General features: G+C 62.2%; 15 protein-coding genes and 1 pseudogene. 8 read left to right on the top strand and 8 right to left on the bottom strand.

Translation table 11 applies throughout. The features are described 5' to 3' along the window. Nucleotide 1: 1 nt before the first annotated feature. The gene (locus AC5J09_RS21845; protein ID WP_003535347.1) at nucleotides 2-214 is read right to left on the bottom strand and encodes a cold-shock protein; all 213 of its coding nucleotides are present in this window, start codon (nucleotides 212-214) and stop codon (nucleotides 2-4) included. A 501-nt stretch (nucleotides 215-715) separates the two neighbouring features. On the opposite strand from AC5J09_RS21845, the gene AC5J09_RS21840 reads away from it, so the two are divergent. After that, entirely contained in the window at nucleotides 716-1,333 is a 618-nt protein-coding gene (locus tag AC5J09_RS21840; protein ID WP_018095192.1) for a J domain-containing protein, read from the top strand. A 236-nt stretch (nucleotides 1,334-1,569) separates the two neighbouring features. On the opposite strand, the gene AC5J09_RS21835 is transcribed toward AC5J09_RS21840, so the two are convergent. Together AC5J09_RS21835 and uvrB are read right to left on the bottom strand one after the other, a co-directional pair. Further along, entirely contained in the window at nucleotides 1,570-2,163 is a 594-nt protein-coding gene (locus AC5J09_RS21835; RefSeq protein WP_494298465.1) for a hypothetical protein, read from the bottom strand. Between the two features lie 255 nt (nucleotides 2,164-2,418). After that, complete coding sequence (gene uvrB / locus AC5J09_RS21830) at nucleotides 2,419-5,412, bottom strand: excinuclease ABC subunit UvrB (RefSeq protein ID WP_494298464.1); 2,994 nt, start codon at nucleotides 5,410-5,412, stop codon at nucleotides 2,419-2,421. 213 nt (nucleotides 5,413-5,625) lie between these two features. On the opposite strand from uvrB, the gene AC5J09_RS21825 reads away from it, so the two are divergent. Then, on the top strand, nucleotides 5,626-5,979 hold the full coding sequence (locus AC5J09_RS21825; RefSeq protein WP_100673067.1) for a DMT family protein: 354 nt from the start codon (nucleotides 5,626-5,628) through the stop codon (nucleotides 5,977-5,979). Between the two features lie 29 nt (nucleotides 5,980-6,008). Here the strand turns inward: AC5J09_RS21825 and AC5J09_RS21820 are convergent, their stop codons facing one another. Both AC5J09_RS21820 and AC5J09_RS21815 read right to left on the bottom strand, forming a co-directional pair. Next, entirely contained in the window at nucleotides 6,009-6,599 is a 591-nt protein-coding gene (locus AC5J09_RS21820; protein WP_018095188.1) for a hypothetical protein, read from the bottom strand. 11 nt (nucleotides 6,600-6,610) lie between these two features. Then, complete coding sequence (locus AC5J09_RS21815; protein ID WP_029956838.1) at nucleotides 6,611-7,000, bottom strand: acyl-CoA thioesterase; 390 nt, start codon at nucleotides 6,998-7,000, stop codon at nucleotides 6,611-6,613. Nucleotides 7,001-7,210: 210 nt separating this feature from the next. On the opposite strand from AC5J09_RS21815, the gene AC5J09_RS21810 reads away from it, so the two are divergent. From AC5J09_RS21810 to AC5J09_RS21795, 4 genes are all read left to right on the top strand, one after another. Next, nucleotides 7,211-9,025 carry a methyl-accepting chemotaxis protein gene (locus tag AC5J09_RS21810; RefSeq protein ID WP_324761887.1) on the top strand — a complete coding sequence of 605 codons (1,815 nt, stop codon included), beginning with the start codon at nucleotides 7,211-7,213 and terminating at the stop codon, nucleotides 9,023-9,025. A 421-nt stretch (nucleotides 9,026-9,446) separates the two neighbouring features. Continuing rightward, nucleotides 9,447-10,001: a Kazal-type serine protease inhibitor domain-containing protein gene (locus AC5J09_RS21805; RefSeq protein ID WP_324761886.1), complete on the top strand. Its 555-nt coding sequence runs from the start codon at nucleotides 9,447-9,449 to the stop codon at nucleotides 9,999-10,001. A gap of 248 nt (nucleotides 10,002-10,249) precedes the next feature. Next, the gene (locus tag AC5J09_RS21800; protein WP_324761885.1) at nucleotides 10,250-11,446 is read left to right on the top strand and encodes an extensin family protein; all 1,197 of its coding nucleotides are present in this window, start codon (nucleotides 10,250-10,252) and stop codon (nucleotides 11,444-11,446) included. Between the two features lie 311 nt (nucleotides 11,447-11,757). Continuing rightward, nucleotides 11,758-13,896, top strand: coding sequence for a TonB-dependent receptor (locus tag AC5J09_RS21795; RefSeq protein WP_494298463.1), 2,139 nt, complete (start codon nucleotides 11,758-11,760; stop codon nucleotides 13,894-13,896). A 178-nt stretch (nucleotides 13,897-14,074) separates the two neighbouring features. Here AC5J09_RS21795 and AC5J09_RS21790 read toward each other — a convergent pair whose 3' ends face one another. Next, a complete protein-coding gene (locus AC5J09_RS21790; protein WP_379943088.1) occupies nucleotides 14,075-15,190 on the bottom strand; it encodes an ABC transporter substrate-binding protein in 1,116 nt (371 codons plus the stop codon). Nucleotides 15,191-15,682: 492 nt separating this feature from the next. On the opposite strand from AC5J09_RS21790, the gene AC5J09_RS21785 reads away from it, so the two are divergent. Next, the gene (locus AC5J09_RS21785; protein WP_275597802.1) at nucleotides 15,683-16,609 is read left to right on the top strand and encodes an ABC transporter ATP-binding protein; all 927 of its coding nucleotides are present in this window, start codon (nucleotides 15,683-15,685) and stop codon (nucleotides 16,607-16,609) included. After that, nucleotides 16,606-17,368, top strand: a pseudogene (locus AC5J09_RS21780) (ABC transporter permease). Before AC5J09_RS21785 ends, AC5J09_RS21780 begins: the two are co-directional and overlap by 4 nt. 16 nt (nucleotides 17,369-17,384) lie before the next feature. Here the strand turns inward: AC5J09_RS21780 and AC5J09_RS21775 are convergent. Both AC5J09_RS21775 and AC5J09_RS21770 read right to left on the bottom strand, forming a co-directional pair. Beyond that, complete coding sequence (locus AC5J09_RS21775; RefSeq protein ID WP_494298462.1) at nucleotides 17,385-18,086, bottom strand: TIGR02281 family clan AA aspartic protease; 702 nt, start codon at nucleotides 18,084-18,086, stop codon at nucleotides 17,385-17,387. Then, nucleotides 18,083-18,304: a DUF1289 domain-containing protein gene (locus AC5J09_RS21770; RefSeq protein WP_020487477.1), complete on the bottom strand. Its 222-nt coding sequence runs from the start codon at nucleotides 18,302-18,304 to the stop codon at nucleotides 18,083-18,085. Before AC5J09_RS21770 ends, AC5J09_RS21775 begins: the two co-directional genes overlap by 4 nt. Between the last annotated feature and the right edge of the window lie 43 nt (nucleotides 18,305-18,347).

Here is an 18,347-nt window from a genome sequence, read left to right as displayed (position 1 = left end):
CTTAGAGAGCCTGGAGGTTGACGGCCTTCGGGCCCTTGCCCATGCGATCCGGCTCCGTGTCGAAGCTGACCTCCTGGCCATCGTTCAATGTCGTGAGGCCTGCGGCCTGGACAGCGGTGATGTGGACGAAAACGTCCTTCGAACCGCCTTCCGGCGTGATGAAACCAAAACCCTTGTCCTGGTTGAAGAATTTGACGATGCCTTTGGTGGCCATGGAAGAAGTCCTTTTCCTTCAGTCTGTCTTTGCCGCAACCCTGCGCTTCAATATCACGCATCGGTTGCTTTAGGTAGTGTGTCCGCGCCCCCGGAAGGAAGCGAACGTGTCGTCTTCAGCGAAATGCGCTGAAAGGCGTCGAGTGGTCACGATATCGGGGAAAAGACGTCTACGATGCCGCTTGCGGCTGTCCCGGCGTTAAGCCAGGCTCAAAGCGAAAGTCCAGTCTCCGGGATTGAAAACGCCCGAACGGCAATAGGATTGGCAGTATTCCGTGAAAAAGGCAAGGGGAGTTCTTGCGGTCCTGCACCTGCGGGCAATGCCTTATGCCGAAGCGCCCGCGTGACCTCGCGGTGCCGTGTGTCGCGAGGCAAATGTCGTGGATTGCCTCGTTTCGACCACATTTTCGTCGCGGCACTAGGTTGAGCCTGCACTCTCCCCGTGAGCCTCGCGGGCTTGCTGCTGCCGCGGCGAACCGGTAGGTCTGTACCGGAAACGAATATGCGAGTTGACGATGAGCAGGTGGCCGGCGTGATCGATCCCTATGCCCTCCTTGGAATTGAGCGCGACGCCGACGAGCGGGCGGTCCGGACGGCCTATCGCCGGGCGGTGAAGACCGCGCATCCCGACCGCGGCGGTGATGCCGAGCAGTTCGGCAAGCTGCAGGCGGCCTACGATCTCTTGAAGGATCCGGTGCGCCGCAAAGTTTACGATGACACCGGTTACGATCCCCAGCTCGCCGACCCGAAAGACCTCAAGGGCCTCATGATGCTGGAGACCCTCGTCAACGACTTCATACTCGATGAACGCGAGCCCGGTAGTTTCGATCCGGTGGCGGCGATGCGACGCAAGCTTTCCGATGACATCGTCAAAAACCGCTTCCACATTCTGGAACTGGAACGCCACCGCTCCCGCGTGCGCAAGCATCTCGACCGCATCGGCAGGCGGCCCGAGACAGACGTGCTCGGCTCCATGCTGCGCGCCCGTAGCCAGTCGATCGCCGAGGCGATCAGGAACGCCGAAGCCCAGATCGAGGCGATCGAGCAGGCCTACTCCATGCTCGAGGGATATTCCTACGAGTTGGAAGCGGTGGAGGCGAAGGCGCGCGCCGCGGAGTAGAGCAGGTGCGGTCGTCGGTCCATGGCAGGGTGACTGCTCGTTGGAGCTGTGAAACGCGAAGCGCATAGCTCAACAAGCCCGACTTTCTCCGGAACGCGCCGGGAGCCGGACTGGCCGTGCCGGCTATGAGAGCCGGCCACGGCGCTCTCGTCATTTGCCATCGGCGCTGTCGAGCGCTCCTGCGAGCAATCCTTCAGGCGCCCGACCCGCCGTCATCGCTGTTATCGTCGTCCTGGTTAGTCCTGGTTACCTTTAAGGCCGCGATCTTGGCTGCCTTTGCCGTTGTCCTGGTTACCCTTGCCGTCGTCCTGGTTACCCTTGCCGTCGTCCTGGTTACCCTTGCCGTGGTCCTGGTTACCCTTGCCGTGGTCCTGGTTACCCTTGCCGTGGTCCTGGTTACCCTTGCCATGGTCCTGGTTACCCTTGCCGGTGTCTTGGCCACCGCCACCGCCGGGATCGCCACCGCCACCGCCGCCGCCGCCACCGCCGCCGCCGCCACCGCCGCCGCCGCCACCGCCGCCGCCGCCACCGTCATCGCCATTCAGGTTGCGAGGACCGCTGTCGGTGGAGGTCGTGGAAAATGAATTGCCGATGGCCGCCGTGGAGAGGGGCGGGCATTGCTCTATTTGCCCGGCCGTGAGGATTTCCGCTCTGTTCTGAGCCATGCAGCAAGCTTCGTAGTTGGCGTCGGTCAGAGGGCTGCACTGCTCGGCCATGAGCATGGGGCCCGTAAGGTTCTGGGCGTGCGCGGGAATCGTTGCCGAAGTTGAAAAACCGACTGACATAAGAGCCAGACCGGTGCTCGTAAGAAATACATCCAGGGTTTTCATATTTTCCTCCCTAAATTAGTGACAACTTAAATTCGTGTCGGGAAGGAAATGTTCCGTAAAAATTTAAGGGTTTCGCGGGTATGTCGGGCTAATCATTTCGGGCTACCTATAAAAAATTGGGGTAACGGTGGCGTCGTTGCACTCGTTCTGAGGTCGCTCTCGCAGCGACCGCTTTGGTTGATTCGATGTCTGGAAAGGCCTGGCAACGGCCCAGTGTCAGTCCTATCGGGATCCTTGGATCCCGATAGGGCTGGCTCAGCGTCCCGGACGCCCCGTCTTGCCCTTCGTCCGGCTCTTGCGCCGCTTTTCCTCCGCCGGCTCCTCGTAGGACCCTACGCCCGGCTTGGCGCGGGTGAGGGTCGGCTTCTCCGGTGCCGGTCCCGGTACCGGCTTCTCCGTGCGGCCGACGGTCATTTCGTCCAGGGTGTTTTTCCTGAAAAGCGACTGCCCCTCATCTGCCTTTCGGGCACCTTCTCCCCGGCCGCGGGAAGAGGGGATCGCCACGTCGCGGCCCATTTCATCGAGTTCGGGTTTGCGGAAGAGGGGACGTTCGGTGTCGGTCCCCGGGCCCATATTGTCGAGCGAGGGCTTCTGGAAGTAGGATTCTGTCTTTCCCTCCCCCTTGTGGGAAGGGTGGCCCGAAGCTCCGGGAGGGGTGTCGCCTTGCCCCTCCGCAACCCTCCCCACAAGGGGGAGGGTGTCCGTTGTGCCGGGCATGCCCTTGCTGGCCCGCTTGCTGCTCTCCTGCGATTTCGCTTCCTCTCGCGCCATCGGGTCGTCCAGCACGGCCAGTTCGGCCGCCTTGAGGCGCTTGATCTCGTCGCGCAGGCGTGCGGCCTTTTCGAAGTCGAGGTCCGCGGCGGCGTCGCGCATCTGTTTTTCCAGTGCGTTGAGGTGCGCCTGGAGATTGTTGCCGACGAGGTGGCCGCCATCGGCAAAGCCCTTGCCGGCGACGCCGGAAATATCGGCGCGGACATGGTCGCGTTCGTAGACCGAATCGAGGATGTCGGAGATCTTCGCCTTGACCGATTCGGGCGTGATGCCGTGCTCGGCATTGTAGGCCATCTGTTTCTCGCGGCGGCGGCTGGTCTCCTCCATCGCCCGCTGCATCGAGCCGGTGATCGTGTCAGCATAGAGGATGACCTTGCCGTCGACGTTACGGGCGGCGCGGCCGATCGTCTGGATGAGCGACGTTTCCGAGCGCAGGAAGCCTTCCTTGTCGGCATCGAGAATGGCGACGAAGCCGCATTCGGGAATATCGAGACCCTCGCGCAGGAGGTTGATGCCGACCAGCACGTCGAAGGCGCCGAGGCGCAGATCGCGGATGATCTCGATGCGTTCGAGCGTGTCGATGTCGGAATGCATGTAGCGCACCCGCACGCCCTGTTCGTGCAGATACTCGGTCAGGTCCTCGGCCATGCGCTTGGTGAGCACGGTGACGAGGGTGCGGTAGCCCGCGGCGGCGGTCTCGCGGATCTCGCCGAGCACGTCGTCCACCTGCGTCTTGGCGGAGCGCACCTCCACCGGCGGATCGATGAGGCCGGTCGGACGGATCACCTGTTCGGCGAAGACGCCGCCGGCCTGTTCCATCTCCCAGGCGCCGGGCGTGGCCGACACGGCGATGGTGTCGGGGCGCATTGCGTCCCATTCCTCGAAACGCAGTGGCCGGTTGTCCATGCAGGAGGGCAGGCGGAACCCGTACTCGGCGAGCGTCGCCTTGCGGCGGAAGTCGCCGCGATACATGCCGCCGATCTGCGGAATGGTGACGTGACTCTCGTCGATGAAGATCAGCGCATCGTCCGGAATATATTCGAACAGCGTCGGCGGCGGCTCGCCCGGCCTGCGGCCGGTGAGATAGCGCGAATAGTTCTCGATGCCCTGGCAGGAGCCGGTGGCTTCGAGCATCTCGATGTCGTAACGGGTGCGCTGCTCCAGCCGCTGCGCTTCCAGAAGGCGCCCGGCGCGTTCCAGTTCGGCGAGACGCTGGCTCATTTCCTCCTTGATCGCCTTGATCGCGGCGTTCAGCGTCGGCCGCGGCGTCACATAGTGCGAATTGGCGTAGATCTTCACCGACTTGAGCTCACCGGTCTTCTGGCCGGTGAGCGGATCGAACTCGGTGATCGAGTCGATCTCGTCTCCGAACATCGAGATGCGCCAGGCGGCATCCTCCAGGTGGGCGGGAAAGATTTCGATCGTGTCGCCGCGCACGCGGAAGGAGCCCCGCTGAAAGTCCATGTCGCGGCGCTTGTATTGCTGCGCGACCAGGTCGGCCAGCAACTGCCGCTGGTCGAGCCGGTCGCCGACGCTCATCTGGAAGGTCATTGCCGTATAGGTCTCGACCGAGCCGATACCGTAAATGCAGGAGACCGAGGCGACGATGATGACGTCGTCGCGTTCGAGCAGCGAACGCGTCGCCGAGTGGCGCATGCGGTCGATCTGCTCGTTGATCGACGATTCCTTCTCGATGTAGGTGTCCGAGCGCGGCACGTAGGCTTCCGGCTGGTAGTAGTCGTAATAGGAGACGAAATATTCGACCGCATTGTCCGGGAAGAAGTTCTTGAACTCGGAATAGAGCTGCGCGGCGAGCGTCTTGTTCGGAGCCAGAATGACGGCCGGGCGCTGCGTCGCCTCGATCACCTTGGCCATGGTGAAGGTTTTTCCCGAGCCGGTGACGCCGAGCAGCACCTGGTTGCGCTCGCCCGAGGTGAGGCCGTCGACCAGGTCCGCGATCGCCGTCGGCTGGTCTCCGGCCGGCTCGTAGTCCGATTGCATGCGGATCGGGATGCCGCCTTCGGACTTTTCAGGCCGGGCCGGGCGGTGCGGCGTCCAGAGCTTGCCGTCCTTGAACAGCGGATTGCCGCTCTCGATGAGCTTGGCAAGCGCCTCGACGGTGGCGGTGACGCCCGAACCGGAGGTGAGCTTGTCGGCATCCTCCAAGGCGACATCGAGCCCGGCCACGGGATTGAGCCCCGCGGCCGCACGCGTCTTCGGATCGGTCGTTCCGCCCATCGATGTGCCGCGAGCCGATTTCGACGCGGAGATCTCCACCTTCTTGCGATGCCTGCCGGCCTTGGACGCAACTTCGCGCCGGCTCTCGAAGGTGCTCGCTTCCGCTTCTGATTCGAGCTGCTTCACCCAGTCGGAGACATTGCCGGAAAGGGGCGTACCGGAAAGCGGCGCCTGCGGGGCTTCTTCGAACCCGCCGGGTGCCGACGATTTCTTGGGGGAATTCTTCGGTGATCTGGCCATGCCGGGAATATGGACAGAGTCCGGTCGAAAGTGAAGGGGGAACGAGTACAAAAGGGAAACGGAAGACCGCGATCCTCCACTCGTTTCCAGGACCTCCGAGGCGCCGGCTTAAACCGACGGTCGCATCGCTGCACCGGGAGCGGAAGGCACTTGCAACGCCGGTACTCGGCGGAGCATTCTCGGCCTGCGATTCGCGCTCTTCCCGAGGTTTCCATGCCATTTGCCATTAATCCTGCCTATGTCTGGCCGGTCATCCTGCTGCTCCTCTCCAACGTCTTCATGACCTTCGCCTGGTACGGCCACCTGAAGTTCACTTCGTCGCCGCTCTACATCGTCATCGCCGCGAGCTGGGGGATCGCCTTTTTCGAATATTGGCTGGCCGTGCCGGCGAACCGCATCGGACACTCTGTCTATTCGGCGGCGCAACTGAAGACGATGCAGGAGGTGATCACGCTCACCATTTTCGTCCTCTTCTCGATTTTCTGGCTGAAGGAACCGATCGGCTGGCATCAGTTCATCGGCTTCGCGCTGATCGCGCTCGGGGCGTCGTTCATCTTCAAGGGGTGAGACATCGCCACGAGCGGCATCTGCCCCCGTCAATCGAGAAGGTCGAAGGCGCGATACATCCATGTGAGCTGGTAAAGAACTGCGCCCACCAGAAAAGACGCATGGAAGCGCCGGTCGGGTGTGACCGCCGCGATGATGCAGAGCGCGATATAGGCCGCGTTGCGAAGCGGATATTCGATCCCGAAGGACTGGAAATAGGCCTTGCCCTTCAAGGCGGTGTCGATGAGGTCGACAGCGAATGCGATGGCGAGGAAGCCGAAGAACCAGGCGCGCCTGGACATGAAATAATGTTCGTAGCCGCTGTACTCGTCGAGAGTCGTCGGAAAGAGGAAGACGCAGAGGAGGAAGAAGACGCAGCTATAGAGGATGACGAACAGGTAGACGCTGACGTCGATCACCGCCAGCGAGTGCAGATGATACTCCCACCACCAGAAATGGACGAGGAAGAAGAACATGAACAGCACCCAGCCGAGGTGTATCCAGTAGACCTTCGTCTTGCCGGGGTGCTGCACGAAAAGCGCAACGCCGCTGAGGAGCCGCGCAAGCGAGAGGCTGATCACCATGCCCATGACGACGCGTATGTGCGAAAAGATCGCCGGATCGGGCTGCACCTGCTCCATGAACTAAGCCCTTATTGCTCGGCCGGAACCGGCGTCGGCTTGCCGGTCGAGTCGAGCGCGACCATCACGAAGATCGCGTCGGTGACCTTTTCCATGACATGCGAGAGGTAACGCTGTGCCCATGCCTCGACCTTGAGCGTCATCGACGTCCGCCCGACCGTAACGATGTCGGTATAGATGCAGAGTGTGTCGCCGATCTTCACCGGCATGGCGAAGGCCATTTCCTTTACCGCCGCAGTCACGACGCGGCCCCTGGCGCGCTCGGCGGCCCGGATGCCGCAGGAAAGGTCCATCTGCGCCATGACCCAGCCGCCGAAGATGTCCCCGGCCGCATTGGCGTCGCCGGGCATTGCGAGGGTGCGCAAGGTCAGTTCGCCATTCGGCTTGCTTGCTGCGTTCATGCGGCCTGTCTCCCTGTTGACGAACAAGGTTTAACGCACTGCCGTCAGGCGAGCAAAGAGGCGCCGGAACAATTCCACGCTGAAGGAGCAAAAGGCGGCACACGTGACGGTGTTATCGTTAATTTGATCACCCTCAAATCTAGTGAGCGTTTGTTAGGAGCTTTGCAAATAGCCGCTCATATTCTGCATGCCTCGAAATGGAGGCAGGGGATGAGAAGAATTCGAATTTCGGCGCGTCTTTACGCGCTGGTCGCGTTTGCGCTTTTGACGATGGCGGCGGCGCTGACCTTTGGACTGATCCAGGCGCAGGACAAGCTGGTTGCCGAGCGCAAGGCCATGCTCGCGGCGATGAATGAGAACGCGATCAAGGTTTTCGACGCCTATCACAGCCAGGAAAAGGCAGGCACGCTGACGCGCGAGGAGGCGCAGGGCCGCGCACTGGAGGCGATCCGGGCGATGCGCTATCAGGACAGCGGCTATTTCTGGGTGAACGATATGCATCCGAAGATGGTGATGCATCCGATCAAGCCCGAACTCGACGGCGCCGACCTGACGCAGAACAAGGATCCTAACGGCAAGTTCCTGTTCGTGGAATTCGTCAAGACGGTGCAGGCGCACGGCAAGGGCTTCGTCGATTATTACTGGCCGAAACCCGGCGCCGACCAGCCCGTGCTGAAATATTCGCACGTGGCCGGTTTCGAGCCCTGGGGATGGGTGGTCGGTACCGGTGTTTATGCCGACGACCTGGCCGCCATGTTCCGCGAGCGCGCCTGGCAGATGGCCGGCATTTTGGTCGCGGCAGCGCTCGCGATCCTCATGGCGGCACTGGCGATCGTGCGCAGCGTCGTTCGGCCCATCGAAAAGCTGAAGGTCTCGATGCGGGCGATCGCAGACGAGGACCTTTCCTCGGATGTTCCGGAAACTGATCGCGGCGACGAGATCGGGCAGATGGCACAGGTGCTCGTCGTCCTGCGCGACTCCGTCAAGGAGCGCCTCGAACTGCGATCGCGCGAGGCGGAGCAGCAGGACCGCCTGGACGCAGAACGGCGCGGCAACGAAGAGCGCCAGCGTACGACTGCCGCTACCCAGGCCGAGGCGATGGAGACGCTCGGCGGCGCGCTCGAGCGGCTGGCAAACGGCGACCTGACCGCGGCGGTCGCCCGGATCGCGCCGGAATACGCCAAGCTCAAGGACGACTTCAACACGGCGGTCGCCGCGCTTCGCGACGTCATCGGCGCCATTTCCCAATCCACCGAAATCGTCCATGGCAGTGCCGCCGACATTTCAGAGGCGGCCAACAATCTTTCGCGCCGGACCGAACAGCAGGCGGCGGCACTTGAAGAGACGGCCGCAGCTCTCGACGAGATCACCTCCACCGTACGCCAGGCGTCGGATCGTGCCCTGGAAGCGCGCGACATGGTCGACGAGACGAAGGCGAGTGCGGCGAAATCCGGTGGTATCGTGCGCAATGCGATCGATGCGATGGGGCGGATCGAAGCCTCGTCCAGCCGGATCAGCCAGATCATCGGCGTGATCGATGAGATCGCCTTCCAGACGAACCTGCTGGCGCTGAATGCAGGCGTCGAGGCGGCGCGGGCAGGGGAGGCCGGCCGCGGCTTCGCCGTGGTTGCCCAGGAGGTCCGCGAACTTGCGCAACGCTCGGCCGGCGCAGCAAAGGAGATCAAGGAGCTGATAGGCACCTCGGTGAAGGAGGTCGGCGCCGGCGTCGAACTCGTCCGCTCGACGGGCGATGCGCTGATGGAGATCGAGGCTCTGGTCAACCGCGTCAACGAGCAGGTGGCCGCAATTGCGACCGCTGCTCGGGAACAGGCGACCGGACTGCAGGAGGTCAACACGGCCGTCAACAGCATGGACCAGATGACGCAGCAGAACGCCGCAATGGTCGAGGAGACGACCGCGGCAAGCCAGACGCTGGCGCAGGAAAGTCGCGAGCTGAAGGCGCTGCTCGAACAGTTCAGGCTCGGGGAACGGGGAGCACAGCCGGCCTTTGGCAGGGCAGCCTAAGGCCTGTTGAGATCGTAGCCGATCAGTGGACAAAACATGCAGCACCACAGCGCCGCGCGTCTTATAAGATGCGCGGCGCTGTGGGAAATTTTTCGGAGGGCTGCATCTCTGTGCTTGTCACAGAGATGAGGGCAGCGCTGCGTCTGCGGCGCGGGAAGCGTTCTTTCAGCCCAAGGACTTGGTCTGGCTGGATTCCTGTGACAAGCACAGGAATGAGGAAATCAAACAAGCGGCCGCGGGCCTCTTCGTTCAACCGATGTCGTTCGGGCGGGTGAGCCTGCTCCTGTCGGTGGTGCGTGGATGGCGCATCTCGCGGGAGTTGACGCCTGGCCGTAAGACAGGCGAGATGGTGCGACGGGAGGACGGTCGCTATCGCGCGCCGATCCGGCCGCATCCGAGATGCCAGCCAAGGGGGAGACCTGTGTTGCCTTTCAAGCGTTTCATCATGAAGTCTGCCGCCATTTTCCTGGCCGCCGCCGGCTTTCTTTCTGCCTGTACCGTGGTCGTCGACGAGCCGCGCCCCGGTCCGGGACCGACCCGCCCGCCGGGTCCGCAAATGTGCACGATGGAATTCGCGCCCGTCTGCGGCGAACGCGGCAATCGCATTCGGACCTTCCCCAATGCCTGCCAGGCACGCGCCGACGGCTTCCGTGTCGTTCATCGCGGCGAGTGCCGTCCGGCATCCCGTCCGCCGGAAGAGCGGGCCTGCACGCGCGAGTTTTCGCCGGTTTGCGGCCAGCGCGGCCCGCGAAGGCAGACATTCCCAAATTCGTGCATGGCGCGCGCCGAAGGCTTCCGCGTCGTCGCTCCCGGAGAATGCCGCCGTGAGGATGATCGCCCGCAGCAGCCGCAATTCTGCACGCGCGAATTCGCGCCGGTCTGCGGCGAGCGCAATGGACGATCAAGAACGTTCCCGAATGCCTGCGAGGCACGAGCGGACGGGTTCCGCGTCGCCCATCCCGGGGAATGCCGTTAGCAGGACAAAACCCACAACGAAAATGGCCCGCACCCGTAAGGATGCGGGCCTTTTCTTTGTGCCCGCTCGCCCGATTTAGCGTGCGGCCGGCAAGGCTTCGTTTACCACGTTTGCTTAAATTGCTTTGCAAAGCCGACTTTCTCGACCGAGCGCCCGTTTGGCGACATTCCGCATGTTCATTCTCGGCTGTGGGCAGGCGGCGCACGGACAAGGCCGAAGCTTTGTCATGGATGAAGGCGGCAATCAGTATGGCGTATGTTTCTCTTCTTCATCGTCCATTGGCGGCGCTGCTGTTGTCCATTCCGCTCGTTGCCTGCACGACCGACGTGCTTGCGCCACCGGCCCGAATCGACGGGAGCTCCCGTGTCGGCGCGATCAGGCCGGCGCCTGCAGCCATGCCGGAGCAGGAAGTCGCTGCCTATCCGTCGTCAGAGCCGGTCGCCATGGCCAGCCAGACCTCCGTTGCCCCGGTTTCCAGTAATGCGGCCCTAGCACCGCAGGGCCAGGTCGCCGCGGCCGGATCGATGACGGTTCCGCCCGAGGGGGTGAATATGGACGCCATGCTCGGCGTCGAACCGGTGGTCGGCCTGGCGCAGGAGCAGGCCGGTGAGATCGCCGAGGGGAATACGACGCAGCCGGTCGTGGCCGGTATCGGCGACAGCGATGTGCGCCAGCTTGCCGGAGCGCCGCAGCCTATGCCGATGCCTGAGGCGATTCCCGGCTATGATCCCGACCTGCCGCCCCTTGCGCCCGCGCAGAGCGCGGCCGAGGAAGTGAATAGAAGGCGTGTTCTCGAGCCGCAGCGGGCGACGCGCACTGAGCAGCCGCAGCAGATCGCTTTCATACCGCGCGCCCGCAGCCCCCTGTCCACGCCGGAATACACCGGCGAAATGCCGGGCTCGGAGGTCGCGTGCCGGCAGCGGTTGAAGAAGCTCGGCGTCGTCTTCCGCGACGTTCCGCGAGTCCGTAACGGACCGTCCTGTGGCATCGACTACCCGATCGAGCTCAGCGGCCTGTCCGGCGACATCGCCGTCAGACCTGCGGTGAAGCTGAATTGCCAGGTAACGGAAGCCTTCGCCAAGTGGGTGAAATACGAGCTGGCGCCGTCGTCGCGCTATCGTTACTGGTCGGGCGTCAAGACGATCAAGCCCCTCGGCGGCTATTCCTGCCGGACGATGAACTCCCGCCGCGGCAATCCCATGTCGGAACATGCGCGCGGCAACGCGATAGACGTCGGCAAGTTCGTGCTGAAAAACGGCAAGGAAATCGATGTGCGCAAGAAGGGCTTCTTCGCTTTCCGTGAGCGGGGGCTCCTGAAAGCGGTGCGCACGGACAGCTGCAAGTATTTCCACACGGTGCTCGGACCAGGCAGCGATCCTTTCCACAAGGACCATTTCCACTTCGATCTGCGCACGCGCAAGACCGGTTACCGGCACTGCGATTAGCACGCTGCACAAGCGGACCATCGGTTGGACGGCCCGGCTGACGCCGCGATGGCCTCATGTCGGGGGAGGAGTCGACGATGTCGGTGCAGGTGTTCAGGGGTATCCGGCTTCTCCCGGTCGGAAAACGCCCGCAAGCGAACGCGGTGGACGACGCCGAACGCGCGGCCGTTCCATTTTATCGCTGCAAATAACGCTGCACGCCAATTGTTGACATAAAAAATCAAGTTATCTAACACCGGTTTTGTACCGGCGTGCTCGGCTCGTTGCAAAGCGAGTCGGCCGTCTCGGTCGATGTTCTTAGAGGGGTATCTATGGAACTGCGTGTTGGACTGCTGGCTGTCCTGCTGGCAACGGTGAGCCGTGCCGCTTTGGCACAAGATGCGACGGTACTGGATCGCATCGAGGTGAGGGGCACCTCGACTGCGACGATAGGCACGGAACCGGAAGACTATGCCGGAGGGCAGGTAGCGCGCGGTGGTCGCGTCGGTTTGCTCGGCAACCGGGACTTCATGGACACGCCGTTCAACATAACCAGCTATACCGCGGCGACGATCGAGAATCAGAATGCGAAGACTGTAGCCGACGTTCTGGCCAACGATCCGTCGGTCAGGAGCACTCACGCCTCCGGCGGAATGCTGGATTCCTTCTACATCAGGGGGTTTCCGCTCAACGAGGGGAATTTTGGCGAAGTCTCCTTCGACGGGGTCTTCGGCGTCGCTCCCACCTTTCGCCTGTTCACCGACTATGCCGAACGTGTGGAGGTGATCAAGGGACCGACGGCACTCCTTTACGGCATCTCTCCGAACAGCAGCGTCGGCGGCAGTATCAATATCGTGCCGAAACGCGCGCCCGAGATTGATCTGACTCGCGTGACGACCGACTATGCCTCCGATCTTTACGGCGGCGGACATCTGGATGTCAGTCGCCGCTTCGGCGACCAGCGCCAGTTCGGCGTCCGCTTCAATGGCAGTTATCGCGGCGGCGACACCGCCATCGACAACCAGTCACTCGACGTCGGTGTCGGCGCAATCGCGCTCGACTACGAGGGCGAAGGCATCCGGGCGACCCTGGACGTCATCGGGCAACGGCAGGACGTCGACGCCCCGCTGCGCCCATTCTTCCCCTTTGGGAATTTCGAAATTCCCGAGGCGCCGGGTGGCCGATCCAATATCCAGGAACCCTGGGAATGGGCGACGACGGAGGACCTGTCCTGGTTGGGGCGGGTTGAATATGACCTGAGCGACGCGGTCACCGTCTTCGCGGCCGTCGGCGGCGGGAATTCGCGGGTCGAGCGCCTCTTTGGCACTCCGCTGCTTCTTAACTCTGCCGGCGACGCCAGTGTCACCCCGCAGAATTTCGTCTTCGATGTCGACCGTCTGACGGCGGAGGCGGGCGTTCGCGCCGAGTTCGAGACGGCGGCCATCGATCACTCGGTCACATTCCAGGTCAGCGGGCTTCAGCAACGTCTCGCGCGCGGCTCTAACTCTGGAATCGCGCAGCCAACCAATATTTTCGATCCGCTTCCTCGTCCTGAGCAGGAGGTGCCGCAGCCGACCCATGTGCCAAGAGCTTCGGCGAATATCTTCCATGGTTTCGCGCTTTCCGACACCATGTCGATGTTCGATGAGCGCGTGCAACTGACCTTGGGTGGGCGCTGGCAGCATATCGATACCGAAAACTACAGCCCTGCCACGGGCGTGATCACCGCATCTTCCGACGAGAGCGCTCTGACGCCGCTCGCTGGCATCGTCTTCAAGCCGTGGGAAAGCGTCGCGCTTTATGCCAATTACGTTGAGGGTCTCAGCGTCGGCGACACGGCCCCGGCGACCGCCGTCAATTCGGGCGAGACGCTTGCGCCCTACCGATCAAGGCAATACGAGATCGGCACCAAAGTCGATCTCGGACGCGTGGCGGTGACCGCCAGCGTGTTTCAGATCGAAAAGCCGTTCGGCGTGCTGGAGACGCAGGGCGGCGGCCTGGTCTTCGCGGAAGGCGGCGAACAGCGCAACCGCGGCGTCGAGTTGAACGTCTTCGGCGAGGTGACACCCGAAATCCGGGTTCTCGGTGGTGTCGCCTTCATCCACGGCGAAATCACGAAAACGAGCGATGACGCGGCGCGTGGCAATACCCCGATCGGGGTGCCTTCTCTGCAGGTCAATCTGGGGGCGGAGTGGGATACGCCCTTCTTGCCTGGACTGACGCTCACCGGCAATGTCATCCACACGGACGAGCAGTTTGTGAACACCGCAAACACCCAGGAAATTCCCTCCTGGACCCGGCTTGATCTCGGCGCCCGCTACTTGACCGCGATCAACGAGAGGCCGGTCACGTTCCGCGCCAATGTCGAGAATGTCTTCGACCTTGACTACTGGTCCGGCGTTGCAAGTTACGGCACCCTGTCGCAGGGTGCGCCGCTGACGGTGAAGGTCTCCATGACGACCGACCTCTGATTTCACCGAGTATGCCCATGGAGGAGCCGTCGGGCGCCTCCGGCCGTCGGGCGTGCGGTCGAACCGGATCCGCAACCTGTGGATGCAGGCGTGACCGCGTACCTCACGACCGCAGAAAAGCGAAGGCGAGACACTCCGTGGAGAGCCTCACGCGCTTGAATCACCAGGCTGTGGCCGATCAGTCAGTGCTGTCGACGAGGCTGACGGCATAGCCGGGACGATAGGGAATGGGCAGAAAACGCCGGTGATATTCGGCAAATGTCGCGTCCGGATCGAGGCTGGCAAAGAGCTCCGGGTGGAGCCATTTCGCCAGTTGCTGGACGGCGAAGAATTCATAGGGGCTGTTGTAGAACTGGTGCCAGATGCCGTGGAAGTTCCGGCTCTTCTGGGCTGCGATGTCCGTGTAGGCGCTGCGGGTGGTGAACCATTCGAGCTTCTGCCGGGTCACCGTCTCATCCGCGCCAGGCCCCAGGGGGATCCAGTGCCCGCCCGGCACATAGGCCTCCCAGTCGGCGCTGGTGACGACGACGTGCTCGGGATTGGCGGCGATCACCTGCTCGGGATTGAGCTGTCCGAACGTGGATGGAAGAATGTCGCTGCCGATGTTGAGACCGCCGGCGAGTTCGACATACTTGCCGAAGTTTTCCGCCCCGAAGGTAAGGCAGCAATCGTCGGCATAGCCGCCGATCCTCTCGATGAACACCCTCGGGCGCTCGGGCTTTGACGTGCCGATGACGTCGGTCACTCGTGCCATCGCTTCACGGCGGAATGCGATGATCTCTTCCGCGCGCGCCTCGCGCTCCATGATCTTCCCGAGCAGACGGATTGTAGGCTCGGTGTTCTTCAGCGGATGATGGCGGAAATCGATATAGAGGACCGGAATCTGGAGCTCCGCGAGCTTCTCGATATATTTGGCATCCTCGTTCGCACGCATGGCCTCGAGATTGAGCAGCACCACGTCGGGTTTCAGGACGATTGTCGATTCTATGTCGATCAGACCGTTTTCCTTTCCAGGAAATGCCGGAAGCTCCGCCAATCTGGGAAAGGCTTCGAGGTACTGCCTGTATGTCGCCGGATCGGCCTCGATCAGATCGTTGCGCCATGCGACGACGCGAGCCAAGGGATCTTCCGGCTCGAGCGACGCGACGAGGTAGAGTTGCCGTCCCTCACCAAGCAGTACGCGCCTGACCGGCGTATTTACCGTCACCTCGCGGCCGGCGATATCGGTGACCGTGATCGGTGCAGGCTTCTCCGCCTCTGTACGCTCCCCGGCGAACGTAACCGCCGGAACCATCAGGACCAGAAAGGCGATCGCGGCGCAAAGCACCGAATGTTTTCTCCTCACGACAATTCTCCTCCCTCGAATGATTGACGCGGCCCGTTCCGCAGACAGAGCGCCGACCCGTTCGGTTTATCTCGTGGCCGAAATCGATCGCGCTGGCGAGAGAGACCATTGTTCGGGCGGCGGGCCCTCATGCACGCTTTTGCATCGCATATATATCTTGATGACCGCAATCAAGTTAGGCAGCGCTCGAGATTGTTCGGCATCGTTACGACGCGGCGCGACGCGAGAAAGATTTCTATCGGCTCGCCGAGGAAAGGCGGCACGGCTGGTGTCCGCACTCCAAGAGATTCTACTGCCGCACGGGCGGCAGCCGGTAAGCGGAGCGGCGGCCCTTGACGGAGCGTCAACGTAAATTTGGCTTGGACGGGCTGCAAATCCATGTGAATCGGCCCATATAGAGCAGCACCCTGCCGTCTTTGCACCTCTTCCCGGATATGTTTCATGGCGCCAATCGTTTCCATCTCCAATCTGTCGAAGACCTATGCCTCGGGGTTTCAGGCCCTGAAGGGCGTCAGCCTCGATATCGAAGAGGGCGAAATTCTTGCCCTCCTCGGTCCGAATGGTGCCGGCAAGACGACGCTCATCTCGATCGTCTGCGGTATTGTCAATGCGACGGGCGGCCAGGTTACCGTCGGCGGCAACGACGTCGTGCGCGACTTCCGCCAGACACGGGCGATGATAGGCCTTGTGCCGCAGGAACTGACGACCGATGCTTTCGAGACGGTGTGGAACACCGTTTCCTTCTCGCGCGGGCTTCACGGCAGGAAGCCGGATCCGGCGCATATCGAAAAGGTACTGAAGGACCTCTCGCTCTGGAACAAGAAGGACAGCACGCTGCGCGAGCTTTCCGGGGGCATGAAGCGGCGCGTGCTGATCGCCAAGGCGCTCTCGCACGAGCCGCGCGTCCTTTTCCTCGACGAGCCGACGGCCGGTGTCGACGTCAGCCTGCGAAAGAGCATGTGGGAGGTCGTCCAGCGGCTGCGCGCTTCGGGCGTGACGATCATCCTCACGACCCACTACATCGAGGAAGCGGAGGAGATCGCCGACCGGATCGCGGTGATCAACAGCGGCGAGATACTGCTCGTCGAAGACAAGAATGCGCTGATGACGAAACTCGGACGCAAGCAGCTGCGCGTCGATCTGGCCCAACCTCTGGAGCGGGTTCCCGATTCTCTTGCCTCCTACAATTTGTTGCTGGAGGGCGAAGGCGAACGCCTGATCTATGAATACGACACGAGCGCTGATCGGACGGGCATCACGTCGCTGCTCGCGGCGCTGGCCGAGGCGGGCATCAGGCTCCGGGACATTTCCACGAGGCAGAGTTCGCTCGAGGATATTTTCGTTGAGATCGTGGAGGCGGGGCGATGAACATAGAAGCAGTCAAATCCATCTATTTCTTCGAAATGGCGCGCACACGCCGCACGCTTCTGCAAAGCGTCGTGTCGCCCGTCATCTCCACTTCGCTCTATTTCATCGTTTTCGGCGCCGCCATCGGTGGACGCATCCAGGAAATCGACGGAATTTCCTACGGTGCCTTCATCACGCCCGGATTGATGATGCTGACGCTTCTGACGCAGTGCATCGGCAACGGCTCATTCGGTATCTATTTCCCGAAATTCACCGGCACGATCTATGAGGTGCTGTCGTCACCGATATCCATGCTGGAGATTGTGCTCGGTTATGTGGGAGCAGCGGCGACAAAGGGGATGATGATCGGCACGATCATCCTCATCACGGCCTCGCTGTTCGTCGATTCTCAGCATCGCCCATCCCTTCGTGATGCTTTTCTTTTTCGTTCTGACGGCGGTGACCTTCAGCCTGTTCGGTTTCCTGATCGGCATCTGGGCGAAGGATTTCGAGCAGCTCAACCTCATTCCGATGCTGGTGGTCCCGCCGCTCGTCTTCCTCGGCGGCAGCTTCTATTCGATCGACATGCTGCCGCCATTCTGGCGGGCAGTAAGCCACTTCAACCCGGTCCTTTATCTGATCAGCGGATTCCGCTGGAGCTTCTTCGAGATCTCCGACGTAAATCCGCTCGCCAGCGCGGCAATCATTCTCGTCTTTCTCGCCCTCTGCATGTCCGCACTGACATGGATATTCCGGACCGGGTACAAGTTGCGCAACTGAGGTTGGATCGGCGGGCTCAGTCCCTGAGCCGGAGCTCGCCGCTGCGCATCTGCAGGAAGTCGAGGGTCGAGAGGAAGCTCATGCCGAGCAGGCTGCTGTCCAGCCGCCCCTCGGCCGCGACCATGGCGCGGATATTCGTCCGCCGAATCGGTCCGATCGCGATCTCCGGCAGGATGACCGGTGCCGCAAGCGCCGGCCCGTTCGCGGTCATGACAGTGATCGTGTAGCCGAGATCGGCGACGTCGAGACCGACCATCGCCGCGTCCTCATGGGTGAGCACGATACTGCTCGCGCCGGTGTCCACAAGCATGCTGACCTCACGCCCGTTGATTGTCGCATCGGCGGCAAAGTGGCCGTCGATCCGCTTGTGAAGCACCACCTCCTGCTGACCCTCGCTGTCGGTGATGACCATGGCCCTGCCGGGCATAAGTCCTGCCAGCACCCGGTCGCCGACGGACCGAAGGTCGAAGCGGTAGACATAGAGTGCAACTAGGACGAACGCAATCAGCAGCCAGATCGCAATCTGTGTCAGGCCTTCGCCCAGCGTTCGGCGGCTTCTGACGATACCGGCGGCGAAAAGCGTTCCCAGCGCGCCGAGGGCTACGAGCTGTCCGAAATCGTCGTTGTTCATGCCGAACGTTCGGCCGGAATCGTGATTGATGATCAGCAGTACGAGGCCGATGCCGAGTATTGCGAGGAGGACGATCAGTCTGCTCATGAGCCGTTTTGTTCTCGCGCCATGCGCGACCGGCGCGTCTCCCGCCGCGGTTTGCGCTCGACCGTTTCCAGTCGCGCCGGCAAGGCCTGCATGATCGTGTGCCGTTCGGTATCGGTGTAGAGCGTCCAGGCGCCGATCTCCTGACGTGTGCGCCCGCAGCCGAAACAGTAACCGGTCCTATCGTCGATCGTGCAGACGAGAATGCAGGGAGATTCCATGATCGGGACGATGCTCTGCTGTTTCGTTCGAAAAATATATCGG

Source organism: Sinorhizobium sp., from assembly GCF_059070375.1.
Note: the sequence above shows the minus strand (reverse complement) of the source record. Positions and strands in the feature narration are given on the sequence as shown.